Here is a 16,108-nt window from a genome sequence, read left to right as displayed (position 1 = left end):
CGGCGCGGCGTACTTCGAACAACAACAAAAACCGCGCGCTACGCTTCGTCGTCGTTGCTGCCCGTCAGCGCGCGCCGCGCGGCTTCACCCTGCTCGTGCGACGCCGAGTAAAACACGCGCGCCCGGCCGATCACGATTTTCAGTGTCGCGATCACGGGCACCGCGAGAAAAATCCCCGCGACGCCGCCAAGCTGGTCGCCCGCGAGCAGTCCGACGATCACCAGAAACGGACTGACCTCGACGCCCTCGCTCATCAGATACGGGTTGAGCACGTAGTCCTGAAACAGCCGATACAGGCCGATAAAAATCACCAGCCACAACAGATGCGGGTAGCCGCTGAATACCGCGACCACGAGCGTGATCGCCACCGCGACAAGCGGCCCCGCGAACGGCACGAATTCGAGCAGCCCCGCGCTGACCGCGAGCAGAAACGCGTATGGTACGCGGAGCAGCGAGAACGCGACGCCGTAGCTAAACAGCGTGGCGAGCGACAAAAACAGCAGCGCGCGCACGTACTTCGACAGCAGCACATTCAGATCGTCGACGATCTCGTTCCACAGCACGCGATGCCGCTTGTTCAGCAACGCGAGAAACGCGTCGCGCATCCGTTCGCCATCCTTGATCAGCAGGAAGCTCAGGATCGGAATCAGCACCAGATAGATCAGGTTGCTCGCCGCATGGACGACACCGAGCCCGAGGCTGCGCGCCAACGGCACGGCTTTGTCGGAGCCCGTCTCGATCTGGCTGCGCACGAAATCGACGATCCGCTCGCGCAGCGGTTCGAGAAAATGCGGCAGTGGCAGACGGTTCGGCACGCCGGTGCGCAGCAGTGCGGGCAACTGCGTGACGAGACGCGTTGCCTGATCCTGCAGTTCCACGCCGAACACCGAACCGACCACCGCGATCAGCCCGACCACGACGACGAACACGAACGCGATCGACGCGACGCGCGGCACGCGGCGCGGCCTCACGCGTTCGACCAGCGCCACCATCGGGAACATCAGATAGCTGAAGAACACCGCGAACACGACGACGAGCACTGTCGTCGACGCGAAATAGATGACCAGAAACAGCAGCGCAATCAGAAACGCGGTCCAGACTTTCCTGGCCGCGCCGACGTCGAATCCCAGCATGAAGCGTCCTCGAATGGGCGATGCGGTCCGGCGCAAACAGCGCGCTGGCTGACTTTTGACCGTATCAGAAATCGATGCGACGCGTGTGTCGAGCGCCGCGCGAGCGAGGGCGCGACGTGACGGGCACCGACGACGTGCGTGGCGCTACGCACCGGTGCGTCAGCGCACGGCTTGCGTACCGGAAGTAATGCGCCCGAAACCGGGCAGATGAAGCGGGGAGTACGTGAATCCGCGGCGCGCTAACTCTTCACACGCTCTCGTACCTCTTCAGCTTGTTCGCCGATTCGCGCCTGTATCCTGCCGGCTATTTTTTCGGCCGCTCCTTCGGCCTGCTTCGCGCGATTCCCGGTGACCTTGCCGATCGCTTCCTTGACGGAGCCCTTCAGTTCCTTCGCTGTACCTTCTGCACGATTCCTGTCCATGGTGCCTTCCTGCTAGGTTTGACTGTGGAGTTGCCTGCTGGCGTTGCAACGAAACAGCCAACGCACGGCGCGCCGCGCCGGGTAATGGGCGCGGATCGCTTCGCCATATGCGATCCGCGTCGGAGTAACGTGAAAAATGCTAGCATTTCCCGTTCCCGAGTCCCAGTGCGTCGTCACCTCACCGTGACGGCGTCCTCCGCGGCATCGTTGGCGGCATCGTTGCCGTGAGCCGGGTCGGGATGATTGTCTTTCGAGCCGTGAAAGATATGCCTGAAAAGTTCCTTGTTCCTTGCCCCGTTCAACAGATTCCTCAGCGGAGCTTCGTCATCCGCCGGCTTGAACGAAAGTACTCTCTTGCGGTAGCGCTCTCTGCGCTCGTCGAGCATGTAGCTCGCCGGCAGCGGCAGCTCCCGGTTTGCCCCGTCGAGATCGATGCCTTCGAAGGTCAGGAGCCCCGCATCGTGATTGATGAAGCACGCGGGCGGCTTGGTCCGCTCGATCACGTAGACGCACTGCTTCTGCAGAGTGGCGGCGTCGGGCAGCTTGCCGCGGAAGATCTTTTCCCGCAGGAACACGCACATGTCTTCCCAGCAGTCCTCGGTCGATTTTCCCGCCGCGCACGAGCGCAGTATTTCGGCCCTCAGGATGTCCTCTGGCACCGCATAGTAAATCGGATAACCGGCCCGTAGATACAGTTGTAGTTGCAACACTTCGTAACAGCGCCCCAACGCATGGATCGACGGTACGAGCAGCGACCGCTCATCCGACTCGTCCCCTTCGGTGGGTCCGGTCGCCGTCTGGCTGCGAATCGACGGATGCTCCGGCAGCCCCGAATTGTGCGGTTCCGGCTGCCCTCCGCCCCACAGGATCAGATCGCGAAACAGGATCATTGGTAAGAACGAATGGACGATCAGATCCGTCGACGCCCTGCGCCTGGCGCGCTCGTTCACATCGGCTTGCGCCGGCAGCGTGGGATGCCACTTGCGCGACGATCGCACGATGTCGCCGATCGCCTTCGCCACGCAGATGCCGTTCGGCAGTCCGCCGCCCTCCTCGTCGGCCCAGGTCTGCACGAGATCCCACGGCTCGCCGATCGGCACGCCGAGGAAGTAAAGGCCGAGCGATACCGCGGTTAGCAACTCGACATAGAACTGATTCGCCTGATAAGGCGCGGCTGGAATGCCCTGCATCAACTGCGGGTCGGCGAGCAGTTTCTTGCCCGATCCGACCTTGCACAGCGCGCCGGCGCAGTCCTTGAGCCTGTCGACGAGACCGCGCACGTCGCGATCGGCAAGCGGCGAGCGCCCGCCGACCAGATGGTGCCTGACCATCAGCGAGATCGGGGTCGTGAAATTCGACCCGTCGGTGTTTTTCGTCGGCACCACGATGGACATCACCAGCGCGCTGATGATCTCCAGGTCGGCCAGCATCGCATCGATGGAAGTGCTCATCACTCGACCTCCGCTGCAATCTCTTCGATCGACGGATCGTACTGGCCGTCGATGATCGCCGCTTGCCCGGCTCGGACGTGGCGATGATCGCCACGGCATCCCGGATCAATCCCTTGCAACGTGCCGCCAACACTCTTTTGCGAATGCCCGATGGCGCGTCGCCTTCGTTCGCCCATTCCTTGAAACCGAGCCTTTCGAGCACGTGATCCTCGTTCTGCCCGAAGGTGGCCGCGCCGTCCGCGGGTATCGCCTGATGGGCGTCGGTCAGGCAGGTGCAGATGTACTCCTCGACGGTAGGGCCACGCGCCGCCAGCGTTTGAATCTCACGCTTCGCCCAGCGTGCGAGCGACACGGAGATCTCATCCATGTCGTGCGTCAGGTTGCGCACCTTGACGTCCTTGCCGCGATCGTCGCCGAGAATCTGATAGACGGTCCGGTCGACGACATGCAGCCACAGCGAGGTCTGCGCAATGCGGATCTTGTGCTCGCACACGACGTCTTTCGAGTCGGCCTCGAGCGCGCGCCGTACGTGCCACAACACGACGTAATGCCAGACGAGCCCGATGAACTTGCCGAAGAAAAGTGCTTTGTCCTGCATCGATTCATCGTCGAACTGCGGATATTCGAGCGGCGTCACCAACGTCATCTTCGTGCGCGCGCCTTCCTTCAAGGTCCGATAGAGCGTCGCCGCGGGGCTGCTGCAATAGCCTTGCCACGACTCGCGCGCCCACCATTGCTTATCGATATCGAAGAAACGATAGATTGAGAAAATCCCTTTTTCCGACTCCTGAGCGTTCGCCGCGCCGCCGTGAGCCTGCGCGGCGCCCGGCTGCAAGCGCTTTCTCTCCTCCGCACGGAACTGGTCGTGGTTCGGGTCGCGATAGGCATCGTAAATCACGCGAAGACCATAGCGGGTTCCCATCGCGTTATCGATGCTGGCGACCTTGTCGCTGAGTTCGTTGCGGATGGTCTCGAGCACCGCCTCCTGCTCATCGACGAGCTTGCGTTGCTGCTCGAGCGCGGAATAGTGTTCGGCGGCCACGTAGATGGCGGCGAGCGCCAACGCGAGTACGACCGCATCGGTATAGCCCTCCCATATCTCGCCCCCGAACAGCAATACGGCGGGGATGTAGCAGAACACGGGAATGCACCAGCGCGACACGAACCACACTCGCAGCGCGCCGACCACGCCCTTCGAGCGGGAGATGATGTCGGGAGCCGATTCGCCCTGCTCTTGCGCGATTCGCTTCTTCTCTTCGGATTTACGCTCCGCGACAGTCCGCGCCCGCTCTTCTTCCGCACGGCAAATGTGCACATAGAACACGACGAACGTAAAGGCCGTGACCAGCAGCGCAAGCGCCCAGCTCTCGCCCATGCTGGCGGTGCGATCGACGTCGCTGACCTCCTCCATCACCGCGACGAGCTTCTGAACGCACTCGATGCCTGGCACAAGGCAATGCGCATCCGGCACGCGATGCGAAAAGGTCAGCCACCAGTAGGCACCGCTGCCCACCAGAACCACCATTGCGCCGAGCGCGGTGAGGATCAGCTTTTGTGGATGCGGGCCCTGTTCGACGCGGGAATCGGACTCATCGCCGGAAGTTCTGGAGCGGCGATTCTCATCTGACGGCTTTTCCATACGCATTGCCTCCTGATCGATCAAGAGCACTGGAATGCGCGAAACGGTGACGTGAACGCACCGCAGGTCGGACGAGCGCCCGTGATGAGGGCTGCGAGCAGGCTTTGCCAGTCGGGACGGGCTGAACTATCTATCTAAGATTGCGTCCGGAAAGATGTCAATTGGCGCGCGTAGTCTGTGTGCGCCAGACCACAATCGGCACCGGGCGGCTGATGGCAGGACGCTGGACGTCACGATGCCAGGCAGACCTAAGATCGGACGCGCTCCAGGCGAGCGCCCGGCTCCGCCAACGGATGCGCGTCCCGGTGCCGTGGCGAATTCAGGAAATGCCGCACGCGCCCGGCGCGCTCATCGCTGGCTCTGCGGCGCTGCATGGTCGATCTGCCAGCGTGGCGCGCGTTTTTCGAGGAACGCGTTGACGCCCTCGCGCTGATCCGCGCCATCGAACAGATCGACGAAACGCTCCCGTTCGAGCGCGAGCGCGGCGGCGCGCGGCACGCCATGCCGCGCCTGATGAATCAACGTCTTGCTGAAGCTGACCGCCTGCGGGCTCAAACCGGTGACGCGCTGCGCCATCTTCAACGCGGCTTCGCGCGCGGCGCCGCGCTCGACCACTTCTTCGACGAGGCCGATGCGCAGCGCGATCGCCGCATCGACGCGCTCGCCGGTCAGAATCATCCGCTTGGCCCAGCCTTCGCCGACGAGCCACGGCAGCGTCTGCGTGCCGCAGCCGCACGGCAGCAAGCCGACCGCGGTCTCCGGCAACGCCAGCACCGCATGCTGCTCCGCGATGCGGATATCGCACGCGAGCGCGCATTCGAGACCGCCGCCCATCGCAAAGCCGTTGAGCGCCGCGATCACGACGGGCCGCGCGTTCTGCAGGGTTTCGAACGCCGCGCCGAAACGCGCCGCCGCGATGCGCGCGACTTCGCGATCGCCGTCGGCGAACGTGTTCAGATCGGCGCCCGCGCTGAAGAACTTCGGGCCGTCGCCGGTGATGACGAGCGCGCGCACGCGCGCATCGGCGTTCAGCTGCTCGACGCTGCGCTGCAACTGCAGCAGGCCGTCGGGTGTGAAGGCGTTCGCGGGCGGCCGTTTCAGCGTGATCAATGCGACGGCGCCGTCGTCGGCGTAATCGAGGTCGATCATTGCGCGCCTCCGTCCTCGCCACCACCGCGCTCGCGCGAGCGATACAGCTTGATCACCGCCGAAAAGTCCAGACGTCCCGCGCCGTTTGTGCTCATGGTTTGATAAAGCTGCTGCGCGAGCGCGCCGAGGTAGACCGGTTGACGCACGCTGCGCGCGGCGTCGGTGGCGAGGCCGAGGTCTTTCAGCATCAGGTCCGTGCCGAAGCCGCCGCTGTAGCCGCGCGACGACGGCGCGGTGTCGATCACGCCCGGCATCGGGTTATACGTGTCCGAACTCCAGCAGCGCCCGGTCGACGTATTGATGATGCCGCCGAGCACCTTGGTATCGATACCGAGCGCCTCGCCGAGCGACATTGCTTCCGCGACGCCCGCCATCGAGATGCCGAGCACGAGGTTGTTGCAGATCTTCGCGACCTGGCCGGTGCCGGTATCGCCGCAATGCACGAGGTTTTTTCCCATCGCCGACAGGACCGGCTTGACCTGCTCGTATGCGCTCGCGCTGCCGCCGACCATGAAGGTCAGCGTGCCCGCCGCCGCGCCGCCCGTGCCGCCGGATACCGGCGCATCGACGAAGCTGTTGCCCTGGGCCGCGGCGAGTTCGGCAAACGCTTTCACGCTGGCGGGGTCGATCGTGCTCGAGTCGATGATCGGCAGGCCCGGCGCGATGCCGGCGAGGATGCCGTCGTCCGCGACGAGCACGCTGCGAACGTGCGCCGCGGCGGGCAGCATCGTGATCACGCAGTCGACATCGCTTGCGGCGGCCTGCGGCGAGCGGGCCGCCTGCGCACCCGCGTCGACGAGCGTGCGCACGGCCTCTACGCTGAGGTCGAACACGTTGAGCACGTGGCCCGCCTTCAGCAGGTTCAGCGCCATCGGCGCGCCCATGTGGCCGAGTCCGATAAAGCCAATTTTCATGGTGTCGTCTCCGTGTGTGCCATCAACGCAGGCGGATCGTCGTGTTCACGCCGTCGTTGACGGTATCGTCGTCGAACCAGCGCGCGGTGACCGTCTTCGTCTGCGTATAGAACTGCACGACCTGCTTGCCATACGGACCGAGATCGCCGAGCTTCGAGCCGCGCGAACCGGTGAAGCTGAAAAACGGCACCGGCACCGGAATCGGAATGTTGATGCCGACCTGGCCGATATCGATCTCGCTCTGGAACTTGCGCGCCGCCGCGCCGCTTTGCGTGAACAGGCCAACGCCATTGCCGAACGGGTTGGCGTTGACGAGCGCGATCGCATCGTCGAGCGTCGCGACGTTGAGCACCGCGAGCACCGGCCCGAAGATTTCGGTGCGGTAGATGTCCATGTCGGCCGTCACATCGGTAAATACCGTCGGGCCGATGAAGTTACCCTGCTCGTAGCCGCGTACGTTCACGTCGCGGCCATCGAGCGCGAGCGTCGCGCCCTCTTTCACGCCGGCGTCGATCAGACCGAGAATGCGCTGTTTCGCGGCGCGCGACACGACCGGGCCGACATCGGTGCCCGGCTCGTGACCCGCGTTGACCTTCAGCGTCTTCGCCTTCGCGACGAGCTCGGGCAACCATTCGCGCGCGGCGCCGACCAGCACCGCCACCGAGGTCGCCATGCAGCGCTGCCCGGCCGCGCCGAACGCGGCGCCGGCGAGCGCGTTGAGCGTGTGCTCGCGATTCGCGTCGGGCAGCACGACCGCGTGGTTCTTCGCGCCCATCATCGATTGCACGCGCTTGCCGTGCTCGCTGCCGAGGCGATACACGTGCGTGCCGACCGCCGTCGAGCCGACGAACGAAATCGCCTTCACCCGTTCATGCGTGCACAGAGCATCGACCACTTCCTTGCCGCCGTGCACGACGTTCAGCACGCCCTTCGGCACGCCGGCTTCGAGCGCAAGCTCGACGAGTTGCATCGTCGACAGCGGATCCTGCTCGGACGGCTTCAGCACGAAGGTGTTGCCGCACACGAGCGCCATCGGAAACATCCACAGCGGGATCATCGCGGGGAAATTGAACGGCGTGATGCCGACGCATACGCCGAGCGGCTGGCGCAGCGTGTAGGTGTCCACGCCACCGGCGACGTTCTCGGCGAATTCCCCCTGCTGCAACGTGCCGATCGAACACGCGTGCTCGACGACTTCCAGACCGCGGAAGATGTCGCCCTCGGCATCGGGAATCGTCTTGCCCTGCTCGGCCGACAGCGTCTTCGCGATGCGCGGCATATGCTCGCGAATCAGCGCCTGGTACTTCAGCATGATGCGCATGCGCGCGCCGATCGGCGTGTCCTTCCACGTCTTGAACGCCGCGTGCGCGCCGCGCACCGCCGCGTCGACTTCCGCGACGGTCGCGAACGGCACGCGCGCGAGTACCGCCTGGGTGGCAGGGTTCACGATGTCGCGCCACTCGTTCGTCTTCGATTCGACGAACTCGCCGTCGATCAGCAGTTTGACGGTGGCAACCTCGGTGGCAACGTCGGCGGCAACGTCGCGGCGGGTCTCGTTCGAAGCAAGGGTGCTCATGCTGAAACTCCTGTGGTGAGAAAACAGTGCCCCGACGCGTTGAATCCGAAGCTCGAATTCAACGCGTGCGATTCAACCCGGGGCCGCCAAACAGCAATAGCGAGGAATAAAGACAATCAACGCAACTCGGGAAAATCCTCTTCCCAGTACTCGTCGGGCAGACGCGCGGGCTCGGCCGCGCGCTCCATTTCGCGGCGCCGCAACTCGACGCGGCGGATCTTGCCGGAGATCGTCTTCGGCAGTTCGCTGAATTGCAGGCGGCGAATCCGCTTGTACGGCGCGAGTTTTTCGCGCGAGAACGCGAACACCGCGCGCGCGAGTTCGGGACCGGCTTCGTAGCCGTGACGCACGGTGACGAACGCCTTCGGCACCGACAGACGCAACGCGTCCGCGCTTGGCACGACGGCCGCCTCGCCGATCGCCTCGTGCTCGATCAGCACGCTTTCGAGTTCGAACGGACTGAGCCGATAGTCGGACGACTTGAACACATCGTCCGAGCGGCCGACGTACACGTAGGAGCCGTCGTCGCGGCGCAGCGCGACATCCGACGTGCGATAGAAGCCGTTGCGCATCGACTGCGCGGTGGCGTTGGCGTTGTTCGCGTAGCCGCTCATCAGGCCGAGCGGCCGTTCGACGAGCGGCAGCGCGATTTCGCCTTCGCCTACCGGCTGGTCGTCGGCGTCGAGCAGTTCGACACGGTAGCCTGGCAGGGGACGGCCCATCGAGCCGGGCACGACCGGCTGGCCCGGTGAATTGCCGATCTGGCAGGTCGTTTCGGTCTGGCCGTAACCATCGCGGATGGTGATGCCCCACGCGTGCCTGACGCGCTCGATGACCTCCGGATTCAGCGGCTCGCCCGCGCCGACGATCTCGCGCAGCTTCACCGGATAGTCACCGAGCCGCTCCTGCACCAGCATGCGCCACACGGTCGGCGGCGCGCACAGCGTGGTCACGTTAAAGCGCACGAGCGCGGCGAGCGTGTCTTGCGGCACGAAGCGCGCGAAATTGAACACGAACACGCAGGCCTGCGCGTTCCACGGCGCGAAGAAGCAGCTCCACGCGTGCTTCGCCCAGCCGGGCGAGCTGATGTTCCAATGGATGTCGCCCGGTTGCAGGCCGATCCAGTACATCGTCGACAGATGTCCGACCGGGTAGCTCTGATGCGTATGCTCGACGAGCTTCGGCTTCGACGTGGTGCCGGACGTGAAGTACAGCAGAAGCGGATCGCTGGCGTGGGTAACGCCGTCTGGCGTGAAATGCGGCGAGGCCTCGTACGCGGCGGCGACATCGATCCAGCCGTCGCGCGGCGCGCCGACCGACAAGCGGGTGAGCGGCACGTCGAGCGCATCGAATTTGCCCGACTCCGCGCTGTCGACCACGACGAGCTTCGCGCCGCCGATCTGCACGCGCTCGCGCACGTCGTCGGCGGATAGCTGCGTGGTGGCGGGCAGCACGATCGCGCCGAGCTTCATCGCGGCGAGCATCACGTCCCATAGCTCGACGCGGTTCGGCAGCATCAGCAGCACGCGGTCGCCGCGACCGACGCCCGCGCCGCGCAGAAAGTTCGCCATCCGCGACGAGCGTTCCGACATCTGCGCGTACGACAGCCGCAGGCCGTCGCTCGAAGGATCGTCGACGATCCACAGCGCGGGGTTGTCGTTGTCACGCGCGATCGCGTCGAAGTAGTCGAGCGCCCAGTTGAACTCGCCGAGCGCGGGCCACGCGAATTCGCGGTACGCGCGCTCGTAGTCGGTGCGATGGCGCACTAGCAGATCGCGCGCTTCGAGAAAGGCTTTCGCTGCTGTCATCGTCGTCTCCTGTTTCGCTCGGTCTTTTTCTGTTGCCGGCGGCTTTCGCCGGGTTGCCGCTGCGGTGCCTCACCGAGACATCGGCGGCCAGGCTATTGTGCGCTCAAACGTGCGCTCAAACGGCAGGCACGAGCGCCGCCGTCAAACGTGGCGCGCGATCACCATCCGCTGCACTTCGCTCGTCCCTTCGTAAATCTGCGTGATACGCGCATCGCGATAGTGGCGCTCCACCGCATAGTCCTCCAGATAGCCGTAGCCGCCATGAATCTGGATCGCGTTCGAGCAGATCTGCTCGGCCAGCTCCGACGCGAACAGCTTCGCCTGCGACGCCTCCGACAGACACGGCCGCCCCGCCGAGCGCAGCCGTGCGGCGTGATGCACCAGCAGGCGTGCGGCGTTCAGGCGCGTCGCCATGTCGGCGAGCATGTTCGCGATCGTCTGGTGGCCCTTCAGCGGCTTGCCGAACTGTTCGCGCTCGCTCGCGTAGCGGCGTGCGGCATCGAACGCGGCGCGCGCGATGCCGACCGCCTGCGCGGCGATGCCGATGCGCCCGCCTTCCAGATTCGACAGCGCGATGCGCAGACCCTCGCCCGGCTCGCCGAGCAGATTGGCCTCGGGCACCGCGCAGTGATCGAGCGAGATCGGGCAGGTGTCGGACGCGCGGATGCCGAGCTTGTGCTCCGGCCGGCCGACGTCGAAGCCCGGCGTCGCGGTCGGCACGATGAAGGCGGACAGGCCGCGCTTGCCGCGCTCGGGATCGGTGACGGCGAACACGATCGCGAGACCGGCGCGCGCGCCGTTGGTCACGAACTGCTTGCTGCCGTTCAGAATCCACTGCCCGTCGCGCAGCGCCGCGCGGGTGCGCAGATTGTTCGCCTCGGAGCCCGCCTGCGGCTCGGTCAGGCAGAACGCGCCGATCGTGCGGCCGCTGGCCAGTTCGCGCAGATAGCGGTCTTTCTGCGCGGCGCTGCCAAAGTTCAGGATCGGCGCGCAGCCGACCGAGTTGTGCACGCTCATCAGCGTCGCGCAGGCGGCGCAGCCGGCCGCGATTTCTTCGAGCGCGAGCGCGTAGGCGACGTAATCGGTGTAGGAGCCGCCCCACTCGGCCGGCACCATCATGCCCAGAAAGCCGAGTTCGCCCATCTGCGCGACGACCTCGGCCGGCAGTTGCGCGTCGCGATCCCATTGGGCCGCGTGCGGCGCCAGACATTCGGTCGCGAAGTCGCGCGCGGCGTCGCGGATCATCCGTTGTTCGTCGGTGTAGAAGCTGTCCATGACTGCGTCCTCGTGGGTGCTCGCGGCCGTGCTGGCGATCGCGGTGATGCGGCAAGTGTAGGCACGCGGCTCGCGCCATTCGATGCTCGCTCCGCTCATTGTTGCTGAGCGCTTTTGCCATGCTGATACCATGCATGTGCATAACTGCCGGTCATTTTCCGCCGCTTCATCAACCACGAGCGACCCATGCTGAGCGCTTTTGCAAGAGAAACCGAATCCCGATGAAAAGCGACAAAGGCACGATCTCCGTCAGTCTCGTCGAGGAAACGCTCGCGCTCGCGCAGCTGCGCGCCCTCGATGCGCGAGCGCTCGCTGACGCGGCCGGCATCGCCGCGCCGATGCTCGCGTCGCCGAAAAGCCGTGTGTCGTCGGCGCAATACGGCGCGCTGTGGTCCGGCATCGCACGCGCGCTCGACGACGAGTTCTTCGGCCAGGACTCGCATCCGATGAAAAGCGGCAGCTTCATCGCGATGACGCAGATGGCGCTCGGCGCGCGCAACGGCGCGCAGGCGCTCGCGCGCGCGGTCGGCTTCATGCGGCTCGTGCTCGACGATCTCGGCGCGACGATCGACACCGACGCGCGGCGCGTGCGTCTGAAGTTCGTCGAACGCGCGGACACGCGCAAGCCGGCGATGTTCGCTTACGCGACGTATTTCATCCTCGTGTACGGGCTGGTGTGCTGGCTCGTCGGCCGGCGCATTCCGTTGCTCGAAGCGCGCTTTCGCTGCGCCGCGCCGCCAGCCGCGCACGAATACCGGCTGATGTTCTGCGAAGACATGTATTTCGACGAATCCGAGTCGTACGTCGATCTCGACCCTGCGTTTGTGGAACTGCCGGTGATCCAGACCACGCGCTCGGTGCGCCCGTTTCTGCGTGACGCGCCGGGCAGCTTCATCGTCAAGTACCGCAATGCGGGTTCGCTCGCCGCGCGCGTGCGCAAGACGCTGCGCGCGCTGCCGATGTCGGGCTGGCCCGCGGCCGATCAGATGGCCGCGCGCCTGCGCGTCGCCGAGGCGACGATGCGGCGCCATCTGAAACAGGAGGGCCATACGTATCAGTCGATCAAGGACGCGCTGCGGCGCGACATCGCAATCGCCGAACTGCAGCGCACGCAACGCACGATCGCCGACATCGCAAACGCCGTCGGCTTCGCGGAGCCGAGCGCGTTTCATCGCGCGTTCCGTAAATGGACCGGCATGCGGCCGACCGACTATCGACCGGCCCGGGCCACGGGGTTCGATCTCACGCGACGCGCCGAATCGGACTAAGCTTTAAGCGGCACCCGGCCAGCCTTGATCGAGGTATCGGCCCGCGCCGCCGGTTCGCACCGGCAGGCGCGGCGGCCCTCAGCGATGAACACGACTCCCCGTCTTCCGCTCCGGCAGTCCGGTCCGCGCAGGCCGCTTATCCGCGGCGGCATCGTGGGCCGTTTGATGCGCGGCATCGCCGTGCTCGGCGTGCTATGCGCATTCGGCTTCGCGACGCGCGAAACGCTGGCGCCGCTGCGATCGGCCAATGCGGCCAACGTCGGCGCCGCGGCCGCGAACAGCGTCGTCGTGATTCCGGTGAACGGCGCGATCGGGCCGGCCAGCGCCGATTTCATCGTGCGTGGCTTGCAGCGCGCGGCCAGCCAGCGCGCGCAACTCGCGGTGCTGCAACTCGATACGCCCGGCGGCCTCGATACGTCGATGCGGCAGATCATCAAGGCGGTCCTCGCGTCGCCGGTGCCGGTCGCGACCTTCATCGCGCCGAGCGGCGCGCGCGCCGCGAGCGCCGGCACCTACATCGTCTACGCGAGCCATATCGCGGCGATGGCGCCGGGTACCAATCTCGGCGCCGCGACTCCGATCCAGATGGGCATCGGCGGCAACCAGCCGCCCGCCGGCGGGGCGCCGCCGGGCACCTCGGGCACGCCGGGACTGCCGGACATGCGCACGCTGCCCGGCAGCGCGTCCGCGCCCGCGGCTTCGTCAGCCAACGCTTCGTCCGAACCCGCCAGCGCGCTTCCGCTCGACACCCAATCGACCGAACTGCGCAAGCAGGTCCACGACGCCGCCGCGTACATCCGCGGCCTCGCGCAGATGCGCGGCCGCAACGCCGACTGGGCCGAGCGCGCGGTCCGCGAAGCGGTGAGCCTGTCCGCTGAAGAAGCGCTCGCGCAGCACGTCGTCGATATCGTCGCGCGAGACGTGCCGGACCTGCTGCGCCAGCTGGACGGCCACACGTACGTCACGAGCGCGGGCAGCGTCACGCTGCACACCGCGCATGCGCCGCTGATCACGCTCGAACCCGACTGGCGCAGCCGCTTTCTCGCCGTGATCACCGATCCGAGCGTCGCGCTGATTCTGCTGATGCTCGGCATGTACGGCCTGTTCTTCGAATTCGCGAATCCGGGCTTCGTGCTGCCCGGCGTGGTCGGCGCGATCAGCCTGCTGCTCGGCCTGTTCGCGATGCAGATGCTACCCATCAGCTACGTCGGCCTCGGGCTGATCTTTCTCGGCATCGCCTTCCTGATCGGCGAAGCGTTCCTGCCGACCTTCGGCTCGCTCGGCTTCGGCGGCGTGGTCGCGTTCGTGGTCGGCGCAATGATGCTGATGGATACCGACGTCCCCGGCTTCGGCATCCCGCTGGCGCTGATCGCCGCGGTCGTCGTGTTCAGCGTCACGTTCGTGCTCGGCGTGTCGCGGCTCGCGCTGCGCGCGCGGCGGCGGCCGGTCGTGACGGGCTCGGAGGCGCTGATCGGCTGCGTCGGGGTGGTGCTGGACGGCGGCTTGCTGCCCGAACCCGAACCCGCGGCGGCCGGCCCGCTGGCCGGCTGGGCGCGCGTGCACGGCGAGCGCTGGCGCGTCTCGAGCACCACGCCGGCCGCGCCGGGTCAGAGCGTGCGCGTGACGGCGCGCAATGGCCTCACGCTGACCGTGGTGCCCGTTACGTCGGTCGACGCCTTACAAGGAGAACGCTCATGATCGGCTTCACATTCGGCTTCGGCAGCATCCTGCTCCTGCTGGTGGTCGCGCTGATTGCGTCGTCGGTGCGGATTTTTCGCGAGTACGAGCGCGGCGTCGTGTTCATGCTCGGCCGCTTCTGGAAGGTCAAGGGGCCCGGGCTGGTGCTGATCATTCCGATCGTGCAGCAGGTGGTGCGCATGGATCTGCGCACCGTCGTGTTCGATGTGCCGACCCAGGACGTGATCACGCGCGACAACGTGTCGGTGAAGGTCAACGCGGTCGTGTATTTCCGCGTGGTCGATCCGGAGAAGGCGGTGATCCAGGTCGCGCGCTACTTCGAGGCGACCAGCCAGCTGGCGCAGACGACGCTGCGCGCGGTGCTCGGCAAGCACGACCTCGACCAGCTGCTGTCGGAGCGCGAGCAGCTGAACACCGACATCCAGAAGGTGCTCGACGCGCAAACCGACGCGTGGGGCATCAAGGTCTCGATCGTCGAGATCAAGCACGTCGATATCAATGAAACGATGATCCGCGCGATCGCGCGTCAGGCCGAAGCCGAGCGCGAACGGCGCGCGAAGGTGATTCACGCGGAAGGCGAGTTGCAGGCATCGAAGCAGTTGCTCGAAGCGGCCCAGATGCTCGCGCGGCAACCGCAGGCGATGCAGTTGCGCTATCTGCAGACGCTGACGACGATCGCCGCCGACAAGAACTCGACGATCGTGTTTCCGCTGCCGATCGATCTGGTGAGCGCGGTGATCGAACGCTTCAACAAGCCATCGGCGTGATCGGACGATATTTTGTACCGCCTTACCTGGCGCGCACCGAAAAAACACCAGGTCCGGCTGTTTTTCCGCTCCGCAGGAGCCCGCCATGAAACTGTCTTCCCGCATTGGGACTCGGCGCGCTGTTGGCCGCCATGGGTATCAGCACCGTCTACGCGCAAGCGGTAACGCAGCCCGCCGACCCGTCGGCGCCGAAAACGCGCGCCCAGGTCCGCGCCGAGCTCGTCGAATGGCTCGCCGCCGGCTACGACCCGTTGGACTGGGTCAACTATCCTGAGAACGCGCAGCGGGCGGCCCGCATCGTTGCGCAACAGCGCGAGCAGCGAGGCAATGCCCCGACCGCAGTGCAGTAAAGCGCGCCCGGCATGCGTAGTCGCAGTCTCAATGCCGCCCACCGGGGGAGGCATGGGCACGGCTTGCGCCGCGGCAAGCTATCATCCGGTCCCTCCAACTCCCACGCAGCAAACCAGCCGCACTCAGCCGGAACCCCACCATGCCAATCTGGGTCGATGCCGACGCCTGCCCGGCCGTCGTCAAGGACATGCTTTATCGCGCGGCGCGCCGGACCGGCATGCCGCTGACGCTGGTCGCCAATGCGTTCCTGCGCGTGCCGCCGTCGCCGCTGATCCGCGCGATCCAGGTGCCGTCCGGCTTCGACGCCGCCGACCAGCTGATCGTCGAGCGCGTGGTCGCGGGCGACCTCGTGATCACCGCCGACATCCCGCTCGCCGCCGCCGTGCTGGCAAAAAATGCCCACGCGCTCGATCCACGCGGCAACTGGTACACGCCCGGCACGATCGAAGAACGTCTGCGCATGCGCTCGATGCTCGACCAGTTGCGCGCGAGCGGCGTCGACACGGGCGGGCCGGCCGCCTTCAGCGCGCGCGATGGCAAGGCGTTTGCTGGCGAACTCGATCGCTGGCTCGCGCGTCAGGCGCCGCGCGGTGATGCGCAGACGCCACAGTCGCACGGCGAACCGCCCACCTGACGGGCCCGGGCGGCCTGCTGGCG

At 66.1% G+C, this 16,108-nt stretch carries 14 protein-coding genes; 5 read left to right on the top strand and 9 right to left on the bottom strand.

Annotation, left to right across the window (positions count from 1 at the left end; all coding sequences use genetic code 11):
- Nucleotides 1–38: 38 nt before the first annotated feature.
- From OKW43_RS09930 to OKW43_RS09890, 9 genes are all read right to left on the bottom strand, one after another.
- Complete coding sequence (locus tag OKW43_RS09930; protein WP_429446907.1) at nt 39–1,133, bottom strand: AI-2E family transporter; 1,095 nt, start codon at nt 1,131–1,133, stop codon at nt 39–41.
- 239 nt (nt 1,134–1,372) lie between these two features.
- A complete protein-coding gene (locus tag OKW43_RS09925) occupies nt 1,373–1,555 on the bottom strand; it encodes a CsbD family protein (protein WP_187634106.1) in 183 nt (60 codons plus the stop codon).
- Nucleotides 1,556–1,728: 173 nt separating this feature from the next.
- Nucleotides 1,729–2,265 (bottom strand): hypothetical protein, encoded by a 537-nt coding sequence (locus tag OKW43_RS09920; protein ID WP_429446905.1) that lies wholly within the window; start codon nt 2,263–2,265, stop codon nt 1,729–1,731.
- Between the two features lie 49 nt (nt 2,266–2,314).
- Complete coding sequence (locus OKW43_RS09915; protein WP_429446903.1) at nt 2,315–4,669, bottom strand: hypothetical protein; 2,355 nt, start codon at nt 4,667–4,669, stop codon at nt 2,315–2,317.
- 324 nt (nt 4,670–4,993) lie between these two features.
- Complete coding sequence (locus OKW43_RS09910) at nt 4,994–5,794, bottom strand: enoyl-CoA hydratase (protein ID WP_429446901.1); 801 nt, start codon at nt 5,792–5,794, stop codon at nt 4,994–4,996.
- Nucleotides 5,791–6,708, bottom strand: coding sequence for a 3-hydroxyisobutyrate dehydrogenase (gene mmsB / locus OKW43_RS09905; protein ID WP_429446899.1), 918 nt, complete (start codon nt 6,706–6,708; stop codon nt 5,791–5,793). The genes OKW43_RS09910 and mmsB overlap by 4 nt, the downstream gene beginning before the upstream one ends.
- Before the next feature lie 22 nt (nt 6,709–6,730).
- Nucleotides 6,731–8,284, bottom strand: a complete 1,554-nt coding sequence (locus OKW43_RS09900; RefSeq protein WP_429446897.1) for a CoA-acylating methylmalonate-semialdehyde dehydrogenase — start codon at nt 8,282–8,284, stop codon at nt 6,731–6,733.
- Between the two features lie 116 nt (nt 8,285–8,400).
- Nucleotides 8,401–10,092, bottom strand: a complete 1,692-nt coding sequence (locus OKW43_RS09895; protein WP_429446895.1) for an AMP-binding protein — start codon at nt 10,090–10,092, stop codon at nt 8,401–8,403.
- A gap of 141 nt (nt 10,093–10,233) precedes the next feature.
- Nucleotides 10,234–11,367 carry an acyl-CoA dehydrogenase family protein gene (locus OKW43_RS09890; protein ID WP_429447378.1) on the bottom strand — a complete coding sequence of 378 codons (1,134 nt, stop codon included), beginning with the start codon at nt 11,365–11,367 and terminating at the stop codon, nt 10,234–10,236.
- 221 nt (nt 11,368–11,588) lie between these two features.
- Between OKW43_RS09890 and OKW43_RS09885 the strand changes: the two genes are divergently transcribed.
- The 5 genes from OKW43_RS09885 (at nt 11,589) to OKW43_RS09865 (ending at nt 16,085) form a co-directional block, all read left to right on the top strand.
- Nucleotides 11,589–12,635, top strand: a complete 1,047-nt coding sequence (locus tag OKW43_RS09885) for an AraC family transcriptional regulator ligand-binding domain-containing protein (RefSeq protein WP_429446893.1) — start codon at nt 11,589–11,591, stop codon at nt 12,633–12,635.
- An 84-nt stretch (nt 12,636–12,719) separates the two neighbouring features.
- Nucleotides 12,720–14,333 (top strand): NfeD family protein, encoded by a 1,614-nt coding sequence (locus tag OKW43_RS09880; RefSeq protein ID WP_429446891.1) that lies wholly within the window; start codon nt 12,720–12,722, stop codon nt 14,331–14,333.
- On the top strand, nt 14,330–15,100 hold the full coding sequence (locus tag OKW43_RS09875) for a slipin family protein (RefSeq protein WP_187634097.1): 771 nt from the start codon (nt 14,330–14,332) through the stop codon (nt 15,098–15,100). Before OKW43_RS09880 ends, OKW43_RS09875 begins: the two co-directional genes overlap by 4 nt.
- Before the next feature lie 131 nt (nt 15,101–15,231).
- Nucleotides 15,232–15,450, top strand: coding sequence for a DUF4148 domain-containing protein (locus tag OKW43_RS09870; protein WP_429446889.1), 219 nt, complete (start codon nt 15,232–15,234; stop codon nt 15,448–15,450).
- Between the two features lie 140 nt (nt 15,451–15,590).
- Nucleotides 15,591–16,085 (top strand): YaiI/YqxD family protein, encoded by a 495-nt coding sequence (locus OKW43_RS09865; RefSeq protein WP_429446887.1) that lies wholly within the window; start codon nt 15,591–15,593, stop codon nt 16,083–16,085.
- The last annotated feature ends 23 nt before the right edge of the window (nt 16,086–16,108 follow it).

The organism is Paraburkholderia sp. WC7.3g, assembly GCF_050436345.1.
In the GTDB taxonomy this organism is placed as follows: domain Bacteria; phylum Pseudomonadota; class Gammaproteobacteria; order Burkholderiales; family Burkholderiaceae; genus Paraburkholderia; species Paraburkholderia podalyriae.
The sequence above is the reverse complement of the archived record's forward strand: the minus strand, read 5'-3'. Positions and strand labels throughout refer to the sequence as shown.